The sequence below is a fragment of the Streptomyces sp. NBC_01264 genome, assembly GCF_026340675.1.
Lineage (GTDB): Bacteria > Actinomycetota > Actinomycetes > Streptomycetales > Streptomycetaceae > Streptomyces.
Genome location: NZ_JAPEOX010000001.1, coordinates 1 through 21,505, shown reverse-complemented (window position 1 = coordinate 21,505; position 21,505 = coordinate 1). Strand labels below are relative to the sequence as shown.

Annotated in this window: 14 protein-coding genes and 9 pseudogenes; 10 read left to right on the top strand and 13 right to left on the bottom strand. The window is 65.9% G+C overall.

Going from position 1 to position 21,505, the window contains the following annotated elements; genetic code table 11:
* Positions 1-46: 46 nt before the first annotated feature.
* The gene (locus OG435_RS00110) at positions 47-271 is read left to right on the top strand and encodes a hypothetical protein (RefSeq protein WP_266874688.1); all 225 of its coding nucleotides are present in this window, start codon (positions 47-49) and stop codon (positions 269-271) included.
* A 29-nt stretch (positions 272-300) separates the two neighbouring features.
* Here OG435_RS00110 and OG435_RS00105 read toward each other — a convergent pair.
* A pseudogene (locus tag OG435_RS00105) lies at positions 301-525 on the bottom strand (IS3 family transposase); the annotation flags it as partial.
* Between the two features lie 245 nt (positions 526-770).
* On the opposite strand from OG435_RS00105, the pseudogene OG435_RS00100 reads away from it, so the two are divergent.
* Positions 771-1,528, top strand: a pseudogene (locus OG435_RS00100) (IS6 family transposase).
* A 249-nt stretch (positions 1,529-1,777) separates the two neighbouring features.
* Here OG435_RS00100 and OG435_RS00095 read toward each other — a convergent pair.
* From OG435_RS00095 to OG435_RS00080, 4 genes and pseudogenes are all read right to left on the bottom strand, one after another.
* Positions 1,778-2,407 (bottom strand): annotated as a pseudogene (locus OG435_RS00095) (IS30 family transposase); the annotation flags it as partial.
* Between the two features lie 28 nt (positions 2,408-2,435).
* Positions 2,436-3,353, bottom strand: coding sequence for an IS3 family transposase (locus OG435_RS00090; protein ID WP_266874687.1), 918 nt, complete (start codon positions 3,351-3,353; stop codon positions 2,436-2,438).
* A complete protein-coding gene (locus OG435_RS00085; RefSeq protein WP_266874686.1) occupies positions 3,350-3,658 on the bottom strand; it encodes a transposase in 309 nt (102 codons plus the stop codon). Before OG435_RS00085 ends, OG435_RS00090 begins: the two co-directional genes overlap by 4 nt.
* 69 nt (positions 3,659-3,727) lie before the next feature.
* Positions 3,728-4,261 (bottom strand): annotated as a pseudogene (locus OG435_RS00080) (transposase); the annotation flags it as partial.
* A 490-nt stretch (positions 4,262-4,751) separates the two neighbouring features.
* On the opposite strand from OG435_RS00080, the gene OG435_RS00075 reads away from it, so the two are divergent.
* Together OG435_RS00075 and OG435_RS00070 are read left to right on the top strand one after the other, a co-directional pair.
* Positions 4,752-5,947, top strand: a protein-coding gene (locus OG435_RS00075; RefSeq protein ID WP_266874684.1) for an IS3 family transposase whose coding sequence is annotated in 2 segments (ribosomal slippage) — positions 4,752-5,031 and positions 5,031-5,947 — 1,197 coding nt in all. Because the reading frame shifts where the segments join, the coding sequence is not laid out codon by codon here.
* A 125-nt stretch (positions 5,948-6,072) separates the two neighbouring features.
* Positions 6,073-6,474, top strand: a complete 402-nt coding sequence (locus tag OG435_RS00070) for a hypothetical protein (RefSeq protein ID WP_266874683.1) — start codon at positions 6,073-6,075, stop codon at positions 6,472-6,474.
* Positions 6,475-6,483: 9 nt separating this feature from the next.
* On the opposite strand, the pseudogene OG435_RS00065 reads toward OG435_RS00070, so the two are convergent.
* From OG435_RS00065 to OG435_RS50570, 5 genes and pseudogenes are all read right to left on the bottom strand, one after another.
* Positions 6,484-7,299 (bottom strand): annotated as a pseudogene (locus OG435_RS00065) (IS5 family transposase).
* Between the two features lie 50 nt (positions 7,300-7,349).
* Positions 7,350-7,808, bottom strand: a pseudogene (locus OG435_RS00060) (IS5 family transposase); the annotation flags it as partial.
* Between the two features lie 425 nt (positions 7,809-8,233).
* A complete protein-coding gene (locus OG435_RS00050; protein ID WP_266874682.1) occupies positions 8,234-9,670 on the bottom strand; it encodes a DUF11 domain-containing protein in 1,437 nt (478 codons plus the stop codon).
* Between the two features lie 13 nt (positions 9,671-9,683).
* Entirely contained in the window at positions 9,684-10,889 is a 1,206-nt protein-coding gene (locus OG435_RS00045; RefSeq protein ID WP_266874681.1) for an ISAs1 family transposase, read from the bottom strand.
* Complete coding sequence (locus OG435_RS50570) at positions 10,858-11,676, bottom strand: hypothetical protein (RefSeq protein ID WP_430625542.1); 819 nt, start codon at positions 11,674-11,676, stop codon at positions 10,858-10,860. The genes OG435_RS00045 and OG435_RS50570 overlap by 32 nt, the downstream gene beginning before the upstream one ends.
* On the opposite strand from OG435_RS50570, the gene OG435_RS50565 reads away from it, so the two are divergent.
* The 3 genes and pseudogenes from OG435_RS50565 to OG435_RS50555 all read left to right on the top strand — a co-directional run bounded on the left by OG435_RS50565 (position 11,641) and on the right by OG435_RS50555 (position 12,578).
* Complete coding sequence (locus tag OG435_RS50565) at positions 11,641-11,811, top strand: hypothetical protein (protein WP_430625735.1); 171 nt, start codon at positions 11,641-11,643, stop codon at positions 11,809-11,811. The genes OG435_RS50570 and OG435_RS50565 overlap by 36 nt on opposite strands.
* 35 nt (positions 11,812-11,846) lie before the next feature.
* A pseudogene (locus OG435_RS50560) lies at positions 11,847-12,119 on the top strand (IS3 family transposase); the annotation flags it as partial.
* A complete protein-coding gene (locus OG435_RS50555) occupies positions 12,096-12,578 on the top strand; it encodes an integrase core domain-containing protein (RefSeq protein ID WP_430625734.1) in 483 nt (160 codons plus the stop codon). The pseudogene OG435_RS50560 and the gene OG435_RS50555, both read left to right, overlap by 24 nt.
* A 42-nt stretch (positions 12,579-12,620) precedes the next feature.
* Here OG435_RS50555 and OG435_RS00030 read toward each other — a convergent pair.
* Positions 12,621-12,713 (bottom strand): annotated as a pseudogene (locus OG435_RS00030) (IS6 family transposase); the annotation flags it as partial.
* A gap of 737 nt (positions 12,714-13,450) precedes the next feature.
* Here OG435_RS00030 and OG435_RS00025 point away from each other — a divergent pair.
* The 3 genes and pseudogenes from OG435_RS00025 to OG435_RS00015 all read left to right on the top strand — a co-directional run.
* A pseudogene (locus OG435_RS00025) lies at positions 13,451-13,573 on the top strand (IS6 family transposase); the annotation flags it as partial.
* Positions 13,574-13,986: 413 nt separating this feature from the next.
* Positions 13,987-17,220, top strand: coding sequence for a hypothetical protein (locus OG435_RS00020; RefSeq protein WP_266874680.1), 3,234 nt, complete (start codon positions 13,987-13,989; stop codon positions 17,218-17,220).
* A 347-nt stretch (positions 17,221-17,567) separates the two neighbouring features.
* Positions 17,568-18,287 carry an IS6 family transposase gene (locus OG435_RS00015; RefSeq protein WP_266874679.1) on the top strand — a complete coding sequence of 240 codons (720 nt, stop codon included), beginning with the start codon at positions 17,568-17,570 and terminating at the stop codon, positions 18,285-18,287.
* Between the two features lie 641 nt (positions 18,288-18,928).
* Here OG435_RS00015 and OG435_RS00010 read toward each other — a convergent pair.
* Entirely contained in the window at positions 18,929-19,720 is a 792-nt protein-coding gene (locus tag OG435_RS00010; RefSeq protein ID WP_430625541.1) for a TnsA-like heteromeric transposase endonuclease subunit, read from the bottom strand.
* Between the two features lie 151 nt (positions 19,721-19,871).
* On the bottom strand, positions 19,872-21,041 hold the full coding sequence (locus OG435_RS00005; protein ID WP_266874678.1) for a DNA-binding protein: 1,170 nt from the start codon (positions 21,039-21,041) through the stop codon (positions 19,872-19,874).
* Between the last annotated feature and the right edge of the window lie 464 nt (positions 21,042-21,505).

The following is a 21,505-nucleotide window of genomic DNA, read 5'->3' as shown; positions in this document are numbered from 1 at the left end:
CCCCGGGCTGGGCCGAGGCACAGCTGCGCCCGGTCCTGGACGCCTGGTGCTCGGCGACCTGATGAAGGGGGAGGACTGGCCGCAGATGGCCCGCCAGCTCGTCCTGCTCCAGCAGGCCGGCGTCGGCATGGGCGTCTTCCTGCCCCAGCTCGGCACGGTCGCTTCGACCGTCCAGCGGGCCGTCGAGGCGAACTCGGCGACCATCAGGGCCGCGGGCACCGACCGGTGGGCTGATCAGGCTGAGGCTCCCCCGGTGAGTGGGAGGTACTGATCAGCTGGTCGTGATGGGTTGATGGGTGTTCAGGTTCGCTCGTTCGGTGGCTGCCTGGTTGGTTGGTGCTTCTCCTCGTACTCGATAGGGCTGAGGTAGCCGAGGCGCTTTTGGATTCGGGTGGTGTTGTAGAAGCCGTCGATGTATTCGAAGAGGGCTTGGTTGGCGTCGGCGCGGGTGGTGAAGATGCGGCCGCGGATGGCCTCGCTCTTGATGAGGGTCCACAGGTTCTCTGCGAGGGCGTTGTCGTACGAGTCGCCGACCGGGTCCGTAAAGTTAACGGTGGTTTTGGTGTTGTTGGGGGTTCAGTGGCGGGCGGGTCTGTCCAGTAGACGGTGTAACCGTGGTTGCTTTGTAGGTCAGATTCGCTTGCTGGTGAGGCGTGCGTTGAAGGCGATGTCGAAGGCCTGAAGGGCTCGCTTCCAGCGGTGGTCCAGCGTTTTCGGCCGGCGCCGGTGGGGTTCAGGGCGCGCTGTCACGTTATCCGGGTGGGGGTGGGATGATCTTCGGGTTGTCCGGTTCGGGGAGGGACTCGACCGTGTCGTCTGTGGTGTCGCCGTACGCGAACCACCGCTACCCGGTGGAGATCATTTCGCACTGTGTGTGGCTGTATTTCCGTTTCCCGCTCTCCTTGCGTGAGGCGGAGGAGATGATGCTCGAGCGCGACATCGTCGTCTCCTGCGAAACGGTCCGGCGGTGGTGTCTGAAGTTCGGGCAGACATACGCCAACGCCCTGCGCCGCAGGCCCGCAGCCCGGCGACAAGTGGCACCTCGACGAGGTGTTCATCAAGATCTGCGGGGTCCAGAAGTACCTGTGGCGGGCCGTCGATGCCGACGGGGAACGTCCTCGACATCCTGGTCCAGAACCGCCGCGACAAGGCTGCGGCCAGGCGTTTCTTCCGCCGGCTCCTCGCCACCACCGGGCAGGTCCCCAGGGTGGTTGTCACGGACAAGCTCCGCTCTTACGGGGCTGCGCACCGGGAGGTGATGCCCTCGGTGGAGCACCGCACCCACAAGGGGTTGAACAACCGGGCGGAGAACTCGCACCAGCCGACGAGGCAGCGTGAACGCGCGATGAAAGGAGTCCGCAGCGTCGGCGGGGCGCAACGCTTCCTGTCCGCGTTCACCGGGATCTCACCCCACTTCCGGCCCCACCGCCACCTCATGGCCGCCGGCCGGTACCGCTTCGAAATGAGGGTCCGCTTCACCATCTGGAACCAGATCACCGGCGCCACCGGCCTGCCCGCCACAGCCTGAGCACAGGACCAGAACGGGCCCCAGCATGCCCTGACGCACCATCTCAACCGGCGTGTGGTGTCGGATGGCCTGCCCGGAAGGTTGGCTGTATGGCCAGTAGGTGCCCGGCACGCCGCCGCTAGCATCGCCAACCAGCGCGGCGCGGGAAACGGTTCTGCATCCCCGCTACTGAGCGAAAGCAGCGATACTGTGCCCGATCTGTACCTTTTGGCCCATGGTTCTTCGGCGGTTTCCACTGATCGTTGCGACTCAGCAGTAGGCGAGTTCTCTTGACCAGCGTCTCATGGCCTCGGCCGGTGTTCGGTCTCCGAGGACCAGACGGGGGCGCTCGTTGAGCTCACGTTCGACTTGCGCGAGGTCGCGGGCGGTGTAGTGGTAGAGGTTCGTGCCTTTCGGGAAGTACTCGCGGAGCAGTCCGTTTGTGTTCTCGTTGGTGCCTCGCTGCCAGGGCGAGTGGGGGTCGCAGAAGTAGATCCGGAATCCGGTGAGGTCCTCTATTTCCTCATGGTGGTAGAGCTCTCGGCCCTGGTCCCAGGTGAGCGTGCGCCGCAGCGAGGCGGGCCAGGCGGCGGTCTGGGCGACGAGCGCGTCGCGGACCTGCGGAGCTTTCCAGCCTTGGGGCAGGTGGATGAGCCGGACGTAGCGGGTGGCACGGTCGACCAGGGTGCCGATCGCGGAGGCCTGTGCCTTTCCGACGATGAGGTCGCCCTCCCAGTGCCCTGCTCGTTGTCTGGCCTCTGCCTCGCGGGGGCGGGTGTGGACCGGCCGCATGTTCGGGATGGCGTTCTTGGACGGTATGCCGCGGCGCTGCTTCTTGCGGCGGGAGCGCCGGGTCCTCAGCCGGGCGGTGCGCTTGTCCAGGAGTCCGCGGTAGAGTGAGGTTCCCCCGTTGTTCGGGAGTTGCTGATTAGCTGGTCAGGAGGGGTTGACGGGTGTTCAGGTTCGCTGGTTCGGCCGTCGCCTGGTTGGCGTAGTGCTTCTCTTCGTACTCGATCGGGCTGAGGAAGCCGAGCCGTTCCTGGATGCGACGGGAGTTGTAGAAGCCATCGATGTACTCGAAGAGCGCGAGGTTCGCCTCAGCCCGGGTGGTGAAGGTCCGGCCACGGAGGCCCTCGGTTTTGATGAGCATCCAGAGGTTCTCCGCGAGAGCGTTATCGTATGAGTCGCCGATCGAGCCCATGGACGCTTCAACTCCAGCTCTCATTAGCCGGGTTGTGAGCTTGATAGACGTGTATTGACAGCCGTGGTCCGCGTGATGAATCAGCTGGCCGGGCTCGACCTCGCGGGACGCGAGGGCGTACTCCAGGGTGGTCAGCACCAGGTCGGCGTCCGCGCGGGCGGAAGTCTCCCAGGCGACCACCCGGCGGGAGAAGGCGTCGCGGATCGCCGAGAGCCACAGAGGCCCCTCACCGGTGGAGATCATGGTGAGGTCGGTGACCCACAACCGGTTCGGAGCCGGTGCGGTGAAGTCCCTGTTGACCAGGTCCGGGGCCAGGGTGGCCTTCGGGTCCCGGCGCGTGAAGCCCTTGCGCCGTGGGCTGACCCCCGCGATGTCGGCCTCGCGCATCAGGCGCTCGACCCGCTTGCGGCCCACGTGGACACCCTCACGCTTGAGGACGGCGTGTACCCGCGGCGAGCCGTAGTTGCCGCCGGAATCCGCGTGGATCTCTTTGATCCGCTCGGTCAGCTCGACGTCACGGCGCCTTCGCTCGCACGGCTCGGCCTCTGCACGGCGCCAGCGGTAGTAGGTGGAGGAGGGGATGTGCAGTTCCCGAAGTACGCACTCGACTCCCAGGCACGGGTGCTCGTCAACGAGCGCCGTCACCTGGGCCGGGTCGGGTCGAGTTGCGCCGCGAAAAACGCCGAGGCCGTCCGCAGTACGTCGTTGGCCCGCTTGAGCTGGACATTCTCCTTGCGCAGGGCCGCGAGCTCGGCGCGTTCGTCGGTGGTGAGCCGGTCATCGCGTTCGCCGGCATCCGCCTCCGCCTGGCGGATCCACCCGCGCAGGGCCTCGGGATGCACGCCGAAGTCGACAGCCAGCTTCTTGATCTGGGGCTTCGGCTCCGCGGTGCGATACATCCGTACCGCACGCTCACGCAACTCGAGCGAGTATTTCCGGGGTGCAGCCATGGCCACTGGTCCTCTCATGAGTCCCATCTGACCCGATGTCAACACTCTCCGCATCCCGGGGGAACCTCAGAGGGCGCGGTAGATGGTCTCCGGGCAGGCGTTCATGTCGGTCTGGCCAGGATGGGTGCGGGCGAGGTGACGGGTGATCTGCTGCGGTGACCAGCGCTGCCCCAGCTTGTCGTTGACGAAGGCACGCAGTTCGTTGCTGGTCTGGAACTTCTCCTCTTTCGGGCGGCGTCGGCGCAGGATGGCCTGGTTGTGCGACCACCACGGGGAGTAGGCACCACCGGGGCCGCGGCCTCGGGAGATCTCCCGGTAGACGGTGGAGCGGTGCTTGCCGATCTCCTGGCTGATCTGCCCGGGAGTACGGCCGGCGAGCAGTCCTTCTGCGATCGCGATGCGGTCGTTTTGGGTGAGGTAGCGGTCGTCGATGGGCACATCGGGCAGGAGCATGCGTCCAGCCTTGATGAACCACAGCGAGCCAGCGCTGGTGGATACGCCCACCTGGCGGGCAGCGGCAGCCCCTTTCAGCCCACCTCTACGCAGTTCGAAGTACCTCTTCGGCACAGACAGCGGCAAACGGTTCGGCGGATGCCTCTGCATAGGACCGGCTCCTTTCAGGAGTCGCGACCACCGATGGAAACCGCCTTCGCCCTCCCTTGGCCCGCGTGCGTCCATTCCCCAGGGGCGGGTGCTCGTGACTTACGGGCCTCCGGGGCAGGGTGTGTCGACGACCGAGCTCCAGCTGGTGGCTTCCGGGTCGGCGGGTGCCCCAGAGGCGCAGGCACGTTCGCGGGGCGCGGTCGCGAATTTCCAGCTCTTCCCGGCATCCGACTTTGAATTGGCCACCGTCTATGCACATTTCAGTGACTGCAACGGCGAACTGCGTACGGTACCGGGTGCCATGTGGCTCTGCGAGAGCCCCAAGGTTTGTACCGCCGCCGGGCACGTGTGTGCAGGCGTACTCGGCCCCGCCTTCGCTGCCTACGACAGGATCCACATCTTGGCCTGCAGGGGCGGCGCGGGTACGGGGAATCCTGAGGTGCCCCGAAGTTCTCGGACAGGGGCCCAATAGGGTTGTCCTGTCAAGGGAATGAGGAAGCACGAAGTGGCACCGCCCAGCAAGTACACCCCGGAGTTCCGCGAGGAAGCAGTCCAGATCGCGCTCCGCTCCAGCAAGACCGTCTCGGAGACAGCCCGAGAGCTTGAATTGAACCCGGAGACACTCCGGGGCTGGGTGAAAAAGTTCCAGAAACGGCGTGAGCCGGCCGCTGACGCTGAGCTGACGGTGAGTGAACGCGCCCGGTTGAAGGAACTCGAACGCCGCATTCGCGAAGTCGAGATGGAGAACGCCTTCCTGAAAAAATGCGCGGCGTACTTCGCGAAGGATCCCCGGTAGCACGCAAGTACGAGTTCATCGAAACGATGCGACTCGACACCGCGGAGTACGTATTTTCTGTCGAGTTCATGTGTGAGCGGCTCGACGTGTCCAAGTCCGGCTACTACGACTGGCGACGCCGTCCTGATTCTGCGACGGCTCAGCGGCGCGAGGAATTGAAACTGCTCGTCAAGAAAGCCTTCGAGGTGTCCGACAGTACGTACGGATACCGGCGCATCCGCGCCCAGCTGGCGCGCTGGGGGCACGCCGCCGGCCTGGAGCTCGTGCGCCAGCTCATGCGTGAACTGGGCCTGATGCCCTGCCAGCCCCGCCCGAAGCGGTTCAGCCTGACCCAGGCTGCGGCGGGCGCAGTGCCCGACCTCGTCGGCCGGAACTTCACCGCCGACACCCCGGGTGAAAAGCTCGTCGGAGACATAACCTACATTCCGACTGGCGAGGGCTGGCTTTATCTCGCGACGGTCATCGACTGCTGCACGAAGGAAGTCATCGGGTATGCGATGGACGACCACTACCAGACGCCTTTGATATCCCGGGCCATACGCAACGCAGCCCGCAACAGGAAGCTCACCAAGGGGGCAATTTTTCACTCCGATCGCGGAAGTAACTATATGTCAGCCGAGTTCGGGAAGGCGCTGAACCGGCTCGGCCTCCGCAGATCGTCTGGGCGCACCGGGATCTGTTTCGACAACGCGATGGCCGAATCGTTCTTCGGAACTCTGAAGAACGAGCGTGTCTCACGTGTGACTTACCTGACCCTCGAGGCCGCCCGGCAGGACATCACTCGCTACATCGAATTCTGGTACAATCGCAAACGCCTTCACTCGGCTGTCGGTTACCGGCCTCCGCAGGAAGTCCACGCCGAGTATGCAAGGTTGCGAATAGCCGCGTGAAATGAACGGTCAGATCCCTGTCCGAAAAACGCGAGGCCCCTCATCCTGTCGTCGAGGCGCTCTCCAGGGAAACGAGCGCCTTCCTGGACGCCGACTACGCGACCATGCTCGCCCGATGGGAACGCATGGATGAGACTGAGCGGTCCAGGTACCTGGGTTTCGAGGGTGTGATCGTGTGGTTCCAGGTGCACTGCAGCTATCTGCGGGCCGCCTCGACCGAGGGTGAGTTCTCCCTGCTGCAGGACTTCCAATCGGTGATGCCGAAGGACTACCAGGAGATCCTCAGGGCTGCTGGAGACACCGACGAATGGCCCTGGGTCATCGAGTTCAAGGCGCGACTGCGGGCCGAGCAGGAGGTCCTCGTCGGCCTGGAGGGAGCGTTCGACCCGGCGGTCTGGAGTGGCCTCAGCGAAGCCGGCCGGGCGCGTGCCGTGGAAATCTACCGACAGTGGGGCCCTAGCTACCTTGAGTCGATCAGAAAGGCCATCCGGAATGCCGGGCTCATCGTGCCGGCCGAGAGCTTCTAAGACCGTGTCCTATGTGGTGAGGCGGACGAGTCGCTTGTAGCAGCACAGGGCGGCGGCGAGGCCGAGAAAGGCCAGGTAGTTGCGGGGATGGCGCTCGTAGCGGTGGTTGAGACGGCGATACCCGGTCAGCCAGGACATCGTCCGCTCGATCACCCACCTTCGTCGGCCGAGACGTTCGGAGGACTCGACGCCTTTGCGTGCGATGCGGACCCCGATGCGTTTGCCGCGTAACCATTTCCGCAGGTGGGGAACGTCGTAGGCTTTGTCGGCGTGAAGGCGCTGAGGCTTGAAGTAGCGGCCGCGGTGGGGGTCGTGTCTCGTTTGGTGGCCCATGATCATGGGCTTCAGGGCGAGGCTGTCGTGGGTGTTGGCCGCGGTGACGCCGACGAGGAGAGGCAGTCCGTTCGCGTCCGACAGGACGTGCATCTTGGAACCCGGCTTGCCTCGGTCCACGGGACTCGGACCTGTGAGTTCGCCCCCTTTTTGGCCCTGACGGGGGCGGAGTCCAGGACCGCCCGGGACAGGTCGAGGAGGCCGGCGTCGTCCAGGCGGTGCAGGAGCTCCTCGTGGAGCCGGCCCCAGACTCCGGCCCTCGACCAGATCAGGAACCGGCGGTGAGCCGTCGACTTCGATATCCCGAAGCACGGGCAGCGCCCGCCAGGCGCACCCACTGACCAGGACATAGATGATGGCTGCGAACAGCGTCTCATCAGGGGTGCCCTGCGTCCCGCCGCCCTGCGACCGGACCTTCGACGGTGGGATCAGCGGCTCCGCGATCTCCCACAGCCCGTCCGGAACAATCCAACTCCAAGTACCCCGACCCATATGGAGGTCAACGACGCCTCACCACATAGGACACGGTCTAAGAAGTCATCTCATTTGGTGAGTCGGCGGTAGCAGATGAGAGTGCAGGCGATGCTGGCGAAGGCAAGGAAATGCTCTGCCTTGCGTTCGTAGCGGCGGTGTAGGCGGCGGCAGCCGGAGAGCCAGGCCATGGTGCGTTCGACGGTCCAGCGGTGGCGGCCCAGCCGCTGCGAGGATTCAACGCCTCGGCGGGCAATGCGGTGCCTGATTCCGCGTTCACGTCACCACCGCCGCAGGTGGGCGTAGTCGTAGGCCTTGTCCGCGTGGAGCTTGCCGGGTCGGCGCCGTCGGCGTCCGCGGCGTGAGCGGATGGGCGGTATGCCACGGACGAGGGGCTCAAGGGCCTGGCTATCGTGCAGGTTGGCGCCCGAGATGCCGACGGACAGGGGCAGACCGGTCCGCTCGGTGATCAAGTGGATCTTCGATCCGAACTTGCCCCGGTCGACAGGATTCGGACCTGTCAGGTCCCCTTTTAGAGGGCACCATCCGCCAGGCCCTCGCCGTCACCGACAGCCGCAGGGCCCGCTATCGCGGCCTGGCCAAGACCCACCTCGAACATGTCTACAGCGCCGTCGCCCTCAACCTCATCCGCTTGAACGCCTGGTGGAACGGCAGGCCACTCGACCGCCGCCACACCAGCCACCTCGCCCGACTCGAACTCACCCTCGCCGCATAGCCGAATGGGCAACAGGGTCGCTCCGAGGACGCGACCGTCTCGAGCCTGCCTCGGAAGGCGGGGGGTCACGTCCCGCGGCGCGGCTGTAAGCGGTGAGGAGCTGTTCGATCTGGGTGTCGAACGGACCGCTGCCCGCCCCGCATCACACGGCCCCGGAAGGGACACCCGCTTCATATGCGGGCGGGTTCCTTCCGGGGCCATGCGATGTACTGCCGCGGGTCAGCGGCGGCGGCGGGCTGTGATCAGCAGGGCCGCTCCGATCCCGGCCGCGCCCAGGGCGCCGGCGCCCCACCACATGGCGCTGCTACCAGTGCTGGCGAGGACCTGGTCGACGAGGGATTTCCCGCCGTCGTCGCCGCCCTTGCTTCCGCCGCCATCGGCGGGCGGTTCCTGGCCGTCACCCGGCGGCGGGGTCTGATCGCCAGGCGTGTCCGGGCTGTTCGGCTTGTCGGGGTCGTTGGGCTTGTCCGGGTTGTCATTTGGCGCGTCGGCGGTGACCTTCACCTGGGTGCTGGCGCAGATGTCCTGGCATTCCTGCGGGTTGGCCGCATCCGAATGGACCGACAGCACGTCGAAGGTGAAATCCTTCGCCTCCTTCGGAATGAAGGTCAGTGTCAGCGACTTCTCCTGGCCTGGCTTCAGATCACCCACCTTCCAGGTCCCCTCGTTGCCGAAGTCGGAGCCACCGTCATGGGTCAGGCCCTCCACCGGCGGGATGCCCAGCTCGGCCACGGTCCCGCGGGCCGTGGACGGACCTTCCTTGTTGGCGACCGTGACCTTCACCCTGGCCTGTTCACCCACCTTGACCGAGTCCTTGCCGTCGACCGGCGTGATCGCGACATCCAGACCCGCCACCTGCTGCACGGCAACCGTGCTCTCGGCCGTCTTGATGCTCTTGGACTCGTCCAGCGGCGTCGTCGACTTCTTCACCGTCGCCCGGTAATCCAGCTGGTCGTGGTCAGGCAGCACCGTACCGGTCAGCTTCAACACCGCCGCGCCACCAACCGGCACATCGGCCGGCTTCCACAGACCGTCCTCGTACGAGCCCCCGCCCTCCAGCACGGACTCCGCCCCGGTCACCCCGGCAGGAACCGGAACCTCGATCTCCAGCCCCTTCGCCTGCGATACACCAGGATTCGCCGACTTCACCGTCCACGACACCTTCTGCCCCGGCAGCGGACGCGCGTTCGTGCCCCCCTCCGGAACGACCGTCACCAGCGAGGCAGCACGCTGCACCACATGCAGCTCGCTGACCGCCACATGGCCGGCCATGTCATTGCTCTCGTCACAGGGCTTGTACTCACCGGGGAAACCAGACGCGGTCCCCACGACACACACCCGATGAACGGTCTTCTCCTGATCAGCGGGGACGATCCCCTTCACCGTCAACTCGACGGTCTCACCGGCCGCGACGCTCGGGATGGTCCACACCCCGTCCTTGTAGTACGTCCAGTTCGGACCGGACGGGTCTTCCGCCCTCATGCCCGTGGGCATGACATGCGCGACCTTCACACCCGGAGCCGTGGAGGGCCCGTCGTTCTTCACACCGATCGTGTACGTGACCGACTCACCCGGCGTGTACTCCTCCGAGGCACCACCAGCGGACGGCGCCGCCGACACAGCCACCTTCAAATCGGCCTTCCGCGCCACCTCCACGGACAGGGCTTGATCAAGTTCCGTGGGTGTCCGGATCGTGGGTGATGCCCAGGATGCCGAGTGCTCGTTGCGGTTCGTGGCGGATGGCTCGGGTGGTCTTGGCGATGTTGGCGGCGCCGAGGGTTTTCAGGGCGCCGATGGCGAGGTTGCGGAGAGTTGCCATCGCGCGGGGTGCGGTTCGGGTGTGGACGGTGGAGGCGTCCTCGGCGAAAGTGACGTCCCTGGTGTGGTGCGAGGAGTTCTCGATGCCCCAGTGCCCGCGGATTGCGGCGGCCAGGTCGGCTGGGGTGGCTTGGTGGGCGTCGAGGCTGGTGACGGCGTAGACGCTCTCCCGGGTCTCGCGCTGGCCGGTCTGCTTGCGGCGCCGGTGGATGCGGATGGCCAGGCGGGCGTGGGGAAAAGCGATCCCGCCGAGTTGGTCGGGGACGGCGCAGGTCTTGACCGAGCGGGACTCGCGCCTGCCGTGCCCGGTGGCGGAGGCGGTGTGCTGGATGGAGATGTCCCGCCACGGCAGGGATGCGAGCTGGCGGTGAGCCGTCGGCTGGTTGGTCTTGATCACGGCGATGTAGTGGGCCTTCTTGGTCTCGACCAGCCAGGTGATGTTCGCTCGGACCGAGTGGAGGGCGTCGAAGGTGACGACGGTGCCGGCCAGGTCCAGCGGTGTCAGAAGCGGTTGGAAGTGTGTGGTCTCGTTCGTCTTCGCGCCGACCTCCACCTGGGCGATGGTGACGACGGTGCCGTGTGTGACCGCGGAGAGCAGGTGTCGGCGCTTCGCGGTGAGACGGGCTGATCCCTTGAGTGCTTTGCCGTCGACAGCGATCACACGCAGCCGCTCCGACGCCGAGGGTGGTGTCCGGGTGGGCTCGGTGGCAGCACGGTGCCGGTCGGCCAGGTAGGCGCCCACCGCCCGGTCCAGCACATCGCCGTCGACAGCCCCCAGCACGCGACCGATCGTGGCCGGCGACGGGGCGCGCCGCCATCCGAGCAGGTGACGGCGGATACCGATCACTGTCAGGAGTGTGTCCGAGGCGCGCTGGCCCCACTCGGCGAGCTCGTCGATGCTCCTGGCTCCCGAGACGACCGCGCAGGCACACACCAGCAGGACCGCGGTCAGTGAGTACCAGCGGCCCCGCAGTGAGCGCGGATCGGGCACTGCATCGAAGTAGGGGCGCAGATCAGCGACCCGGTCAGCGTCCAGCGGACCCAGCCTCACAAGCACAGCCGGGACGGGAGAAGATATGGCAGCAGGCACGGGCCACCTCATGATCAACGGGCGTAGACACCCAAATGATCACGAAGCCCGCGCCTGCTCCTCTAACCACCCCAACCCGCCACAACACCGACCGGCTCGCACGACCCCGGAACTTGCAACCGCCCTGCTCCACGGATACCTGCGATACGTTGTTCTTCGAGTCGATCTCGTTCAGGTCCCTGTACGAATCCGGGTCGATATCCGCCTTGAAGGTCAGGCGCGTTTCGTCGGCTGGAACCGTTACCGGCAACGTCAAAGACGCCCGTCCACCGGCCTGCATCTGACCAATGCTCCACTCCCCGGTCGCCTTGTCGTAACCGTCCGCGGGCTCGCTCGGCACAACGCCCTGGGGAAGCTGGACATGCACCTTGAACCGGCCGGTGGGCGAAGGGCCTGCATTGCTGGCATCGACGACGAGCCGTAGCTTCTGCCCTGGCTTCACCACACTGCCCTCTGGCAGTTGGTCTCCGGTGTCACCGTCAAGAATCTTGGCGTGTACGCCTAGATCTATATCATTGCTGGACTTGCTCGTGTACGTGATCGAACCGTCGCTGCCCGTCGGGTTATAGGCGCTCGACGAAACTTTCCCAACGGCCTCGAGAGAACCGATATTCTCCACAGTGCCCGAGAATGTGATCTTCTTCGAGGCGTCCTTCTCCAGCGTTCGTCGCGTCCGGTCGCCCAGGTCGCCCGGGAACTCGGACTCGTTGAAGGAACTCTGGGAAACTGGGTCAACGCGTACCGTCGTGAGCATGCTGGCGAGGAGCCGGCACTAACGCTCGACGAGCGCGCCCGCCTGCGGGAGCAGGAGCGAGAATTGCGCGAGCTGCGACAGAAAGTCGCCTTCCTGGAAAAAATTGCAGCGTACTTCGCCAAGGATCCTCGGTGAGCGACAAGTTCGAGTTCATCGATGCAGAGTACGCAATGTTCACCACGAACACCGAAGACACGGTGCCGGTTGCCAAGATGTGCGACTGGCTGGAAGTATCCCGCTCCGGCTTCTATGAATGGCGGAGCAGGCCGATTTCGGCGACTGCCCGGCGGCGGGAGGATCTGAAATTGCTGATCACCAAGTCGTTCGAGGATTCTGACGGCACCTATGGCTACCGGCGGGTGCACGCCGACCTGTCCGCGTGGGGCGTCCGCTGTGGACCCGAGCTCGTGCGTGACCTCATGCGGGAACTGGACCTCCAGGCGTGTCAGCCGCGACCGTGGCGCCACAGCCTCACCGAGAACGACGGCTCCGCCGGCCCGATCCCTGACCTCGTGAACCGCGACTTCACCGCCGACGCACCCGGCCGCAAAATGGTCGGCGACATCACATACATTCCAACCTGGGAAGGCTGGATATTCCTCGCCACCGTCATCGACTGCACCTCGACCCAGTTCGCCAATACACTGACCGGGCTAAGAATCCGGCAATCCGTTGGCCGGACCGGGATCTGCTACGACAATGCCATGGCGGAATCATTCTTCGCGACCCTGAAAAATGAACGTGTCCACCGGACCGTATACCCCACCCGCGAACACGCCTACCGCGACATCGCCCGCTACATAGAGGTCCGCTACAATACCAAGCGCCGTCACTCGGGACTCGGGTACCGGACCCCACGAGAGGTCCACGACGAGTACCTAAACCAGCAGCTCGCAGCCTGAATTAACTAATTAGCAGCTGTCCGGAAAACGCAGGGCCCCTCACGAGAGCGGGAAGCGGAAGTACAGCCACACACAGTGCGCGATGATCTCGACCGGGTACCGGTGGTTCTTGTACGACGGCACCACAGACGACACGAACCCCAGCCCCTCACCAGACGGACAACCCGAAGATCATCTCACCCTGCCCCGACAACGTGACAGAGCCGCGGTTCGAGATCTTCAGGGTTCTGACCTGCGGCGATGTGCCCTGCGTTCCAGAAAGAACAGCGGAGCGTTTTCAGTCGCTTCTGCGCTAGGTCTCTGACCTGGGATTTTAAGGTTTCCGTCAAGCCCCCCCAACACCCCACTCCTCCAGCCCGCCATCAGCGTGCGCCCGCGTCATCCGCCGATACAAACCGGAGACGTTCCCGCCCTCTTCCGCAAGCACCGCCCACAGCGGCTCACTCAACGCGAACCCGTCCCGCCGCGGCCTCGCCTCAACCCGCCCTTCCCGCCCCTCAGCGAGCCAACGCCACACCGTCCGCTCCGAGACCCCAGCAACCTCCGCCGCGACCCTCACATGCAGACGCGACACAACCCCGGACCCATCCACCGCGAGCAGACGCCGAACCACCACACCACGTCCCGCACCCACCCCCACAGCAAGCGACGAATCCCCATCCAGCACACCGCGTCCCGACCCAGCAGCCATACCCGCCAGCACAGCCCATGCCAGCCGCCCCAGACACAGGAACTTTCAACCCCGTGACAGCCAGACCACCCCCGTGCTAGCAGCAAACGGCAGCACCTTCGTCACCCCATGACAGCCACCACACAGCCAGGAACCACGCTCTACCAGCAGCAATAGCCGTCATACACCGATGACACCCAACCACCGCCACCACACCCCCAACTCACAGAACAACCGGGCGGAGAACTCGCACCAGCCCACCAGGCAGCGGGAACGCGCGATGAAAGGCTTCCGCAGCCCCGGCGGAGCGCAGCGGTTCCTGTCCGCGTTCACCGGGATCTCACCCACTTCCGAACCGGACGCCACCTCATGACCGCCCGCCGCCACCGCCTCGAGATGACCGTCCGCTTCACCATCTGGAACCAGATCACCGACGTCGCCGGCATGCCCGCCGCGGCCTGAACAACCAGCCGACGACGGCTTCCTCACGCCCCCAGACGATCACACCACCGACAACGTGACAACGCCACCGCGGTGACTACTGAGCGGAGGCGACCGGCCCCGGCCGATCTGCCGTCCCCCTTTTCCCGCTCCGGTCGGCCGTTCCGGCCGCGCCCGCCCGGCGGCCTGTCGGCTCTCCCGAACGACTGCCTTTCCGGTACGTGTGCCGAGGGCGCGTGCCTCGGAGAATGTCCTGATTGCACCAACAGTGGTTCGACAGACGGAAGGTTCCCGCACATGGGAAGCAGAAAGCGTAGGGCTTCACGCAAGATGGCATGGGTCGGGGCCGGAACGGCCTCACTGCTCATGTCCACGCTGGCGCTCCAGTATGCGAGCGCGGAAAGCGGCCAAGGGGTGCAATCACTCCCGGATAAGCCCTCCAGTTTCCGGAACGGGAGTTTTGAAGAGCCCCGGGTCGCGGTTCAAGGTGAACGTAAGGACCCAACTGGTTGGCGGGCAGGCCCCAAGAAGCCGCTCATCGGTCGACAGTACGGGCCAACTCATGGGACACAGGAGGCCCTCCTGGATGATGTAACCATTTACCAGGACTTTGGTGTCGAGGCCGGGAAAATTCGCTTCAGCTTCGACGTCCGGGTGCAGAATCCAGGTGCAGACGCCGTCCTGAAGTACAACGTAGGCCCTGCCACGGATCCGCTTAAACAGGTATACGTGAACTCCGCGACATGGCGCACTATCAGTGGTGAAGTTGAAGTAAAGCAAGCGGCACAAATACAGGCGAAATTTAGTTCGCAAATCGGCGCCGTGATCGACAATGTGAAGATCGAGTACGGTCCGGTGGTCAGCGGAAATCCGGGAGTCATTGAACCCTTGAATGTGGATCCCGGAGAAGTTACCTACGACATCATCGATGAAGGCGGAGCGCCTGGTCGAGGAGCATCGTTCAAGATTCATCTACCGCCGGGAGTCGCATATGACCCGGAGAGCGCGAAGGTTGGTCGCGTGGAGATCGGCAAACCGCCAACGCTCATTCCCGCCCCGGGCGCTAAGGTCGATGCGCAGCAAAATCTCACCATCCCGATTGGCAAGGGTGCCTCGGAAAGTGGAGGGGGAGAGCTGGAGAAGGGGGATTATTATAGGGTCTCCTACAAGCTCAAGGTCACCGACAAGCAAAAGGCGACCACTCTCGGGAAGGACTTTGGGCACCAACCGGTTCTTGTTCTTGATGGTGAGGAACATCCTCTGACGGGGACTCGAATCGGTCTGGCGTACGCCGACGTTGGCTTCAGTGAGGGCGGTGGATTTACCAGGCCCGCGTCTGATCCGTATCGACTCGGAGACCAGGCTGATGTTGCCGTAATAGTCAAAAATGGAGGACCGGCGGAAGCGCGCAACGTGCTCCTCAAGGTTCAGAATCCACTGAACATCAAGGACCTTTCAGCAGACGGGTGTAGCAAGGTCGGGAACGACCTTGAATGCTTGATCCCGGGGCTGAAGAACGGGGAATCCAAAGAAATCGTCCTTGCTGGAACGGTGAGCGGTACGGGTGCGCTGGAGGTGCATGCGGCAGTCTCCTCGGCAACTCTTGACGGCAAGGACGAAGCTTCTAAGAGGACCTATACGACAGATTCCACGAACAGTATTGATCTCGCGGTCCGGGCTGATGTCAGTGACGCGAATGGGCCCCTCAAGGAGAACGCCACGCTGAAGCCGGGGGATCTGGCGTGGCTTACGGTTGAGGCGAAGAATAAGGGTCCGGCAACCTCCCGGGAAGTCAAGGTGCACGTTCCTCTTCCCTCTGGCACCGAATTGGCCGAGGGTAATGTAGAGGGCTACAAAGACGGGCTGTGGACCGTGGGCGTGCTTAAGAACCAAGACAGCGCCACGCTGAAGCTACCCGTCAGGGTGCCGGCCAACGAGTCCACGTTGCGCCTCGAGGCCAAGATCGATGCGTCCTCGTACGACGGTATGACGGAGACCTTTCCCGCCGACAACACGTCCGAAAAGGTTGTCGCTATCGAGCGGAGTGCCAAGCTCGACGTCGGCGTCTCGGTCGTGCCTCCGGCTGGCGACACGTCGAAGAAGGAGTATGTGCCGGGCGACCAGGTAACGTACAAAATCGCTGTGAAGAACGATGGCCCGTCCAAGGCCTCGACGGTGCAGATCGCCCATTCCATGCCCACGGGGATGAAGGTGGAAGAGCAGGCTGGTCCGGACGGGACGTCGTACAAGGACGGGGTGTGGACCGTACCCGGCATCGAGTCGGGCCAGACCGTCGACCTGACGGTCAAGGGGGAGGTTCCCGCCGACGAGGAGAAGACGGTGCACCGGGTGTGCGTCGTAGGGGCCGATATCCCTGACTCGCGCGGTGAGTACCGGAAGACGTGCGATGGCGAGAACGCGGTCGAGGGTCACATGGCCGTGAACGAGCTGACGGTGGTGCAGCGGGCTGCGGCGCTTCTGACGGTGACCCCGGACGGGGGCTCGGGCAGTCTCCCATTGCCGGGTCAGAAGGTGTCGTGGACAGTAAAGACGGCGAACCCGGGTGTGTCCAAGGCGCGGGGGCTCGAGATCGAGGTTCCGGTGCCGGCCGGGGCAGGCGATGCCGAGGCGGCGCCCGGGGAGAACGGGGGGACGTACGAGGACGGTCTGTGGAAGCCGGCGGACGTGCCGGTCAACGGCCAGGCCGTGCTCAAGTTGACGGGTACGGTGCTCCCGGATCATGACAAGTTGGACTATCGGGCGACGGTGAAGCAGTCGAAGACGCAGCTGGACGAGAGTAAGGGCAGCAAGGTCGGAGACTCGGTGGAGAAGAGCGTTGACGTGCAGCAGGTCGCGGGTCTCGATGTGACGATCGCGGCGCTGGACGGCAAGGACACCGTCAAGGTGGGCGAGCAGGCCAAGGTGAAGGTTACGGTGGCCAACAAGGAGGGTCCTTCGACGGCCCGCAACACGGTCGTCGAGGTCGGCCTGCCGACGGTGAACGGCCTCACTCACGACGGTGGTGCGAACTTCAACGGCGAGCCGGGTGGTGAGGGTTACGGGACGTGGAAGGTCGGAGACCTGAAGGCGGGGGAGGAGAAGTCGCTGACGCTCTCCTTCACTCCGGAGGAGGCCAAGGAGTTCCCGTTCGACGTGCTGGCGGCCCGTTCGGATGCGGCCAACCCCGAGGAGTGCCAGGACATCTGCGCGAGCACCCGGGTGAAGGCCACCGCCGACAAGCCCGATGACCCAGGCAAGCCGGATGACCCGGGCAAGCCGGATGACCCGGGTAACCCTGACGCCCCGGGTAACCCTGACGCCCCGGGTAACCCTGACGCCCCGGGTAACCCTGACGACCAGACCCCGCCGCCCGGCGACGGGCAGCAGCCTCCCGCCGACGACGGCGGGCAGTCCCTGGTCGACCAGGTTCTGGCCTCCACGGGCAGCAACGCCCTGTGGTGGGGAGGCGGAGCCCTGGGTGCGGCCGGGATCGGTGCGGCGCTGCTGATCGCGGCCCGCCGTCGCCGCTGAGCCGGGGCGCGGCACACGCGCACAGGCCCGGGCTCAGGCCCTCCCCGCAGGGCCGCCCCGTCTCCACAACGGAGGCGGGGCGGCCCTGCGGGGCTCTTGCGTGCACCGGCCGCGGCTCAGCTCGGAGCCGAACCGTCTGAACCGCCCCGGGTTTGATGGAGACATCGAAGACCCGGAAGGATGCCGTTCATGGCTGCTCCCCGTAGAGGCACCTTTCGGGTGAGTGAGCGTACAGGGTGGGACCGTCGGCTGGCTGTGCGGGCCGATGGCAAGGGGAGGCTCTGTCACGTTGTCGGGGCAGGGTGAGATGATCTTCGGGTTGTCCGTCTGGTGAGGGGCTGGGGTTCGTGTCGTCTGTGGTGCCGTCGTACAAGAACCACCGGTACCCGGTCGAGATCATCGCGCACTGTGTGTGGCTGTACTTCCGCTTCCCGCTCTCCTTCCGTGAGGTGGAGGAGATGATGCTCGAGCGGGGCGTGATCGTCTCTTACGAGACCGTCCGCCGCTGGTGTCTGAAGTTCGGTCAGGCCTACGCCAACGCTCTGCGCCGGCGCCGCCCGCAGCCCGGCGACAAGTGGAACCTCGACGAGGTCTTCATCAAGATCAACGGGGCGTGGAAGTACTTGTGGCGGGCCGTCGACCAGAACGGGAACGTCCTGGACATCCTGGTCCAGAACCGTCGTGACAAGGCTGCGGCCAGGCGTTTCTTCCGCCGGCTCCTGACCACGACCAGGCGGGTGCCCCGGGTGGTCGTCACCGACAAGCTGCGCTCCTACGGGGCCGCGCACCGTGAGGTGATGCCCTCGGTCGAGCACCGTTCGCACAAGGGCTTGAACAACCGGGCGGAGAACTCCCACCAGCCCACCCGTCAGCGTGAACGAGCGATGAAGGGCTTCCGCAGCGTCGGCGGGGCGCAACGCTTCCTCTCCGCGTTCACCGGGATCTCACCCGACTTCCGCCCCCACCGCCACCTCATGACCGCCAGACGCCACCGCTTCGAGATGACCATCCGCTTCGCCGTCTGGAACCAGATCACCGGCACCACCGGCATGCCCGCCACAGCCTGAGCAGCGGGCCGCCGACGGCCCCCGCATGGCCTGACGCGCAATCAAACGATCACACCACCAACAACGTGACAGCACCCGGCGCAGTGCTTCCTTCACCGCGTCCGCCACCCGTTCGTCCTGCCGTCCCGCCGGGGCGGGAGCGCGGGTGGTGCGGTGGTCGAGCAGCCCCCACAGACCTTGCTTGCGGTAGGCGAGCCTCATCCGCTGCACCGTCGTACGTGACACCTTGGCGAACCCCAGCGCGGTGAGCTCGGCGGCTTTGGCTTGCTCCCGCTCGGCAAGCGTCCACCGGCCCGGGTCGTACTGCGCCCGCACCACCTCCCCGCTGTCCTGGCCACCCGGCCGTCCGCACTCGACCTCCCGGACGTGCCTCTGCCAGGCCAGCGCCTTCTTCCGCGCCGCGGCGGGGGCGGTCTCGAACAACCCCCACTGCGGCACTGGCCGAACCTGCTCGGCCTGCTCGCCGGCCAGCTTGAAGGCAGGGTCGGCGAACAGATGCCCGGCGAGTACCACGGCACTGCTGCCGTCGTCGCCGGCCAGGTGCACGGACTGTCCGGCCAGCGCCACGACCTGCCACCTCGCACCGCCGAAGTCGATGTACGCGCCGACCGCTACGACGGGCCGTCCGCTGCGCGGTGTGGTCATGGCACCTCCCGGACCCGGCCGCCGCCGGCCTCACGGTGCGGACCGGCGGCCGTAAGGGCTTCGGATGACGGGAGAGTGCCTGGCTGGACCAGGACGCGTTCGTGCAGCGGCTTGTCCAGGGGAACGTGCAGGTGTCCGTGCCACAGGGCGTGGAAGGCGGCGGGGAGGGCTTTGATGGGATCGCCCATCGCTTCGACGCCTTCGATCAGCGGCCGCGGGCGGGCGAAGGCTTCCAGGACGGCGGCGGTGAGGGCGGGGCGGACCTGGTTGCGGGGGTGCCGGTAGCCGGCGAGCCACCGCAGATTGGCCGCCAGCAACTCATCGAGCGGGTCCAGGCGCAGGTAGCTCCAGCCGACCTGCTCACACGCCCGCTCCATCATCAGGGCGGCAGCCAGGGCGCGTTCTCCTCCCGCCGAAGGGTGGCTGGGGCAGTCGGCGAGCAGCGCGGTGCCGTCCGCACGCCGGGCGAAGAGCTGCGGAGTCCACGATCGCCGCCGCCCCTGTTCGTCGTGCCACTGCAGCCGCACGGGCCGCCCGGCAAGACCCACGACGTCCGGGTCACGGTCCAGGACCATCAACTGGGCTCGCATCGCGTTCGAGCCGGAGGCGACATGGCGCCCGGTGGTCGCCGACCACCACAGCCCCGGTCCCCAGCGTCTGCCGGGGACCACCGGGAACGCGGAGACCGGTGCCAGTTCCTCGAACGCGACGGTCACCGCCGCATCCACCCACCGCTGCACCACGGCCTGCCCGCCGAACCCGGCGAACGCCACCTCGAATCCGGACACCGGGGACACGCTCTGCTGCGCACTGCCAGTCCCTGCCACGGGATTGAGTTAACTACCCCAACCTGCAGTTTGGCCCGGTTTGCGCGTTCTGCTCGTGTGGGATGCCGGGATGCGGTAGCCGTGCCAGTTGCGTCTCCCCGCGGTCCCGGGGCTACTCGTCGTCCTCGTCCGTGGTGTTGGTGTCGAGGCCTGCCCATTGCTCGACGTCGTGGAGTGCAACGCCCGCGGTCACCGCTGCGAGCGCTGTTTCCCGCAGGGCTTGGTCGAGGAGGCCGATGGAGTGGCTGAGCCGTTGCAGGAGTAGGCGGGCGGCGTTGGCGGTGCGGCCTTGGTGCGCGCCGCGTAGCTGGAGCAGGTCTTCCTGGGCGGCCTCGATGAGGTTGGTGATGAACATGCGCTGCTCGGGCGGCACGGTGGAGCGCCAGTTCGTACCAGAACCGCCCGCGACCTTCTCTCGGGTCTGCTCACGGAGCAGGGCAGCCAAGGTGGGTGGCTGTTGATCGGCCCTGACCTTCCACGGACCGGCGTCGTAGGGATCAACCGCTGCCGTATGCCGTCGCCTACGAATATTGGCGGCCTGCCACGAGACCAGAGGCCCACCGTCCGTCGCGATCAGTGGCCCGAGCCAGGGCCGTCCCACCAGTTCTCCCAGACGGCGGCCGAACTCGCCGTCCCCGGGCAGGGGCCGCGGACGCTCCCAACCGCTGTCGGCCCACACCAGCTCTTCGATGGCCGGATCCAGCAGCGCACCGGCCACGGCGACCACCTCGGGAAAGAGCACCGCGTCCCGGCCGACGGCACGCCACCGGGCGATGTCACCGCTCACCCTGCCGCCGACGACCTGCTGCAGACGTCGGGGCCAAATCTCTTCCTGCTCCCAGTGAAGAGACTGCTCCCACCACCGGCACACCACCGCCCGCGCGAGAACGAACACCTCGGCCGGCTCCACCCCCACCCGCCGAGCACGACGCTCCATCACACCCCAGCGTTGCTGCGCCGCGACGACCTCCGGACTGCCACGCAGATCGAGGTTCTCCAGGGGCTGGTCGGCGTCCGCGTCCAGCAGCCACCGTCCATGCCGCCCGCACACCCGCTCCCACCGCTCGGCATAACGGACCACCTGCACGGCCAGTCCGGTACGCCGCGCCGCGCACAGTTGGCAGCCGAATGCCACTGGACGTACGACGGCGCCGCCAACGCGCCAGAGGGCCAGCGGGGCACCTGCGGAGTCCTGGCCGGAGAGATCGTCCTCTTCGTTTCCCCAGGACGGCAGCGCGCGCCTGAGCGTCTCCTCGGAGACTCCGCACAGTCCAGCCAGCACGGTCCGGCCTGCTGGACTGAGCAGAACTTCTGCGTCTGCGCGCAGCGCGCCGCCGGGGCTGGTGGTTCTTCCACCGCCAGTGCCCCAGCATGAAGCCGGGCTCCTGGCCGTAGAGGGTGGCAATCCGGCAGAGCAGTGACCAGGTCGTCTCGCTGGCAATGGGCGCGATGCGGAAGGGTCCCGTTAGCCGCGGGGCAGGCTCCTGGGGTACGGCAAGCATGCCGATTCGATGCCCAACTTACCTCTGGGCGATTCCTGTTGCGCGCGGTGCCGGCGAGTGCCAGCATCACCTACGCAAACCATGTGTTGGACTGAGCGGGTTTGTTGAGTGCTGAGCAGATTCGCTGATCGCCAATAGCGGAAGCCGAACAGCAGCGCTGGGCCAGGGCCCGTATCCCCGTATGTATCTGGTGTCCAGAATGAAGCATCGACTGTGCCGTGGCATGCACCGGTTCAATCCGTAT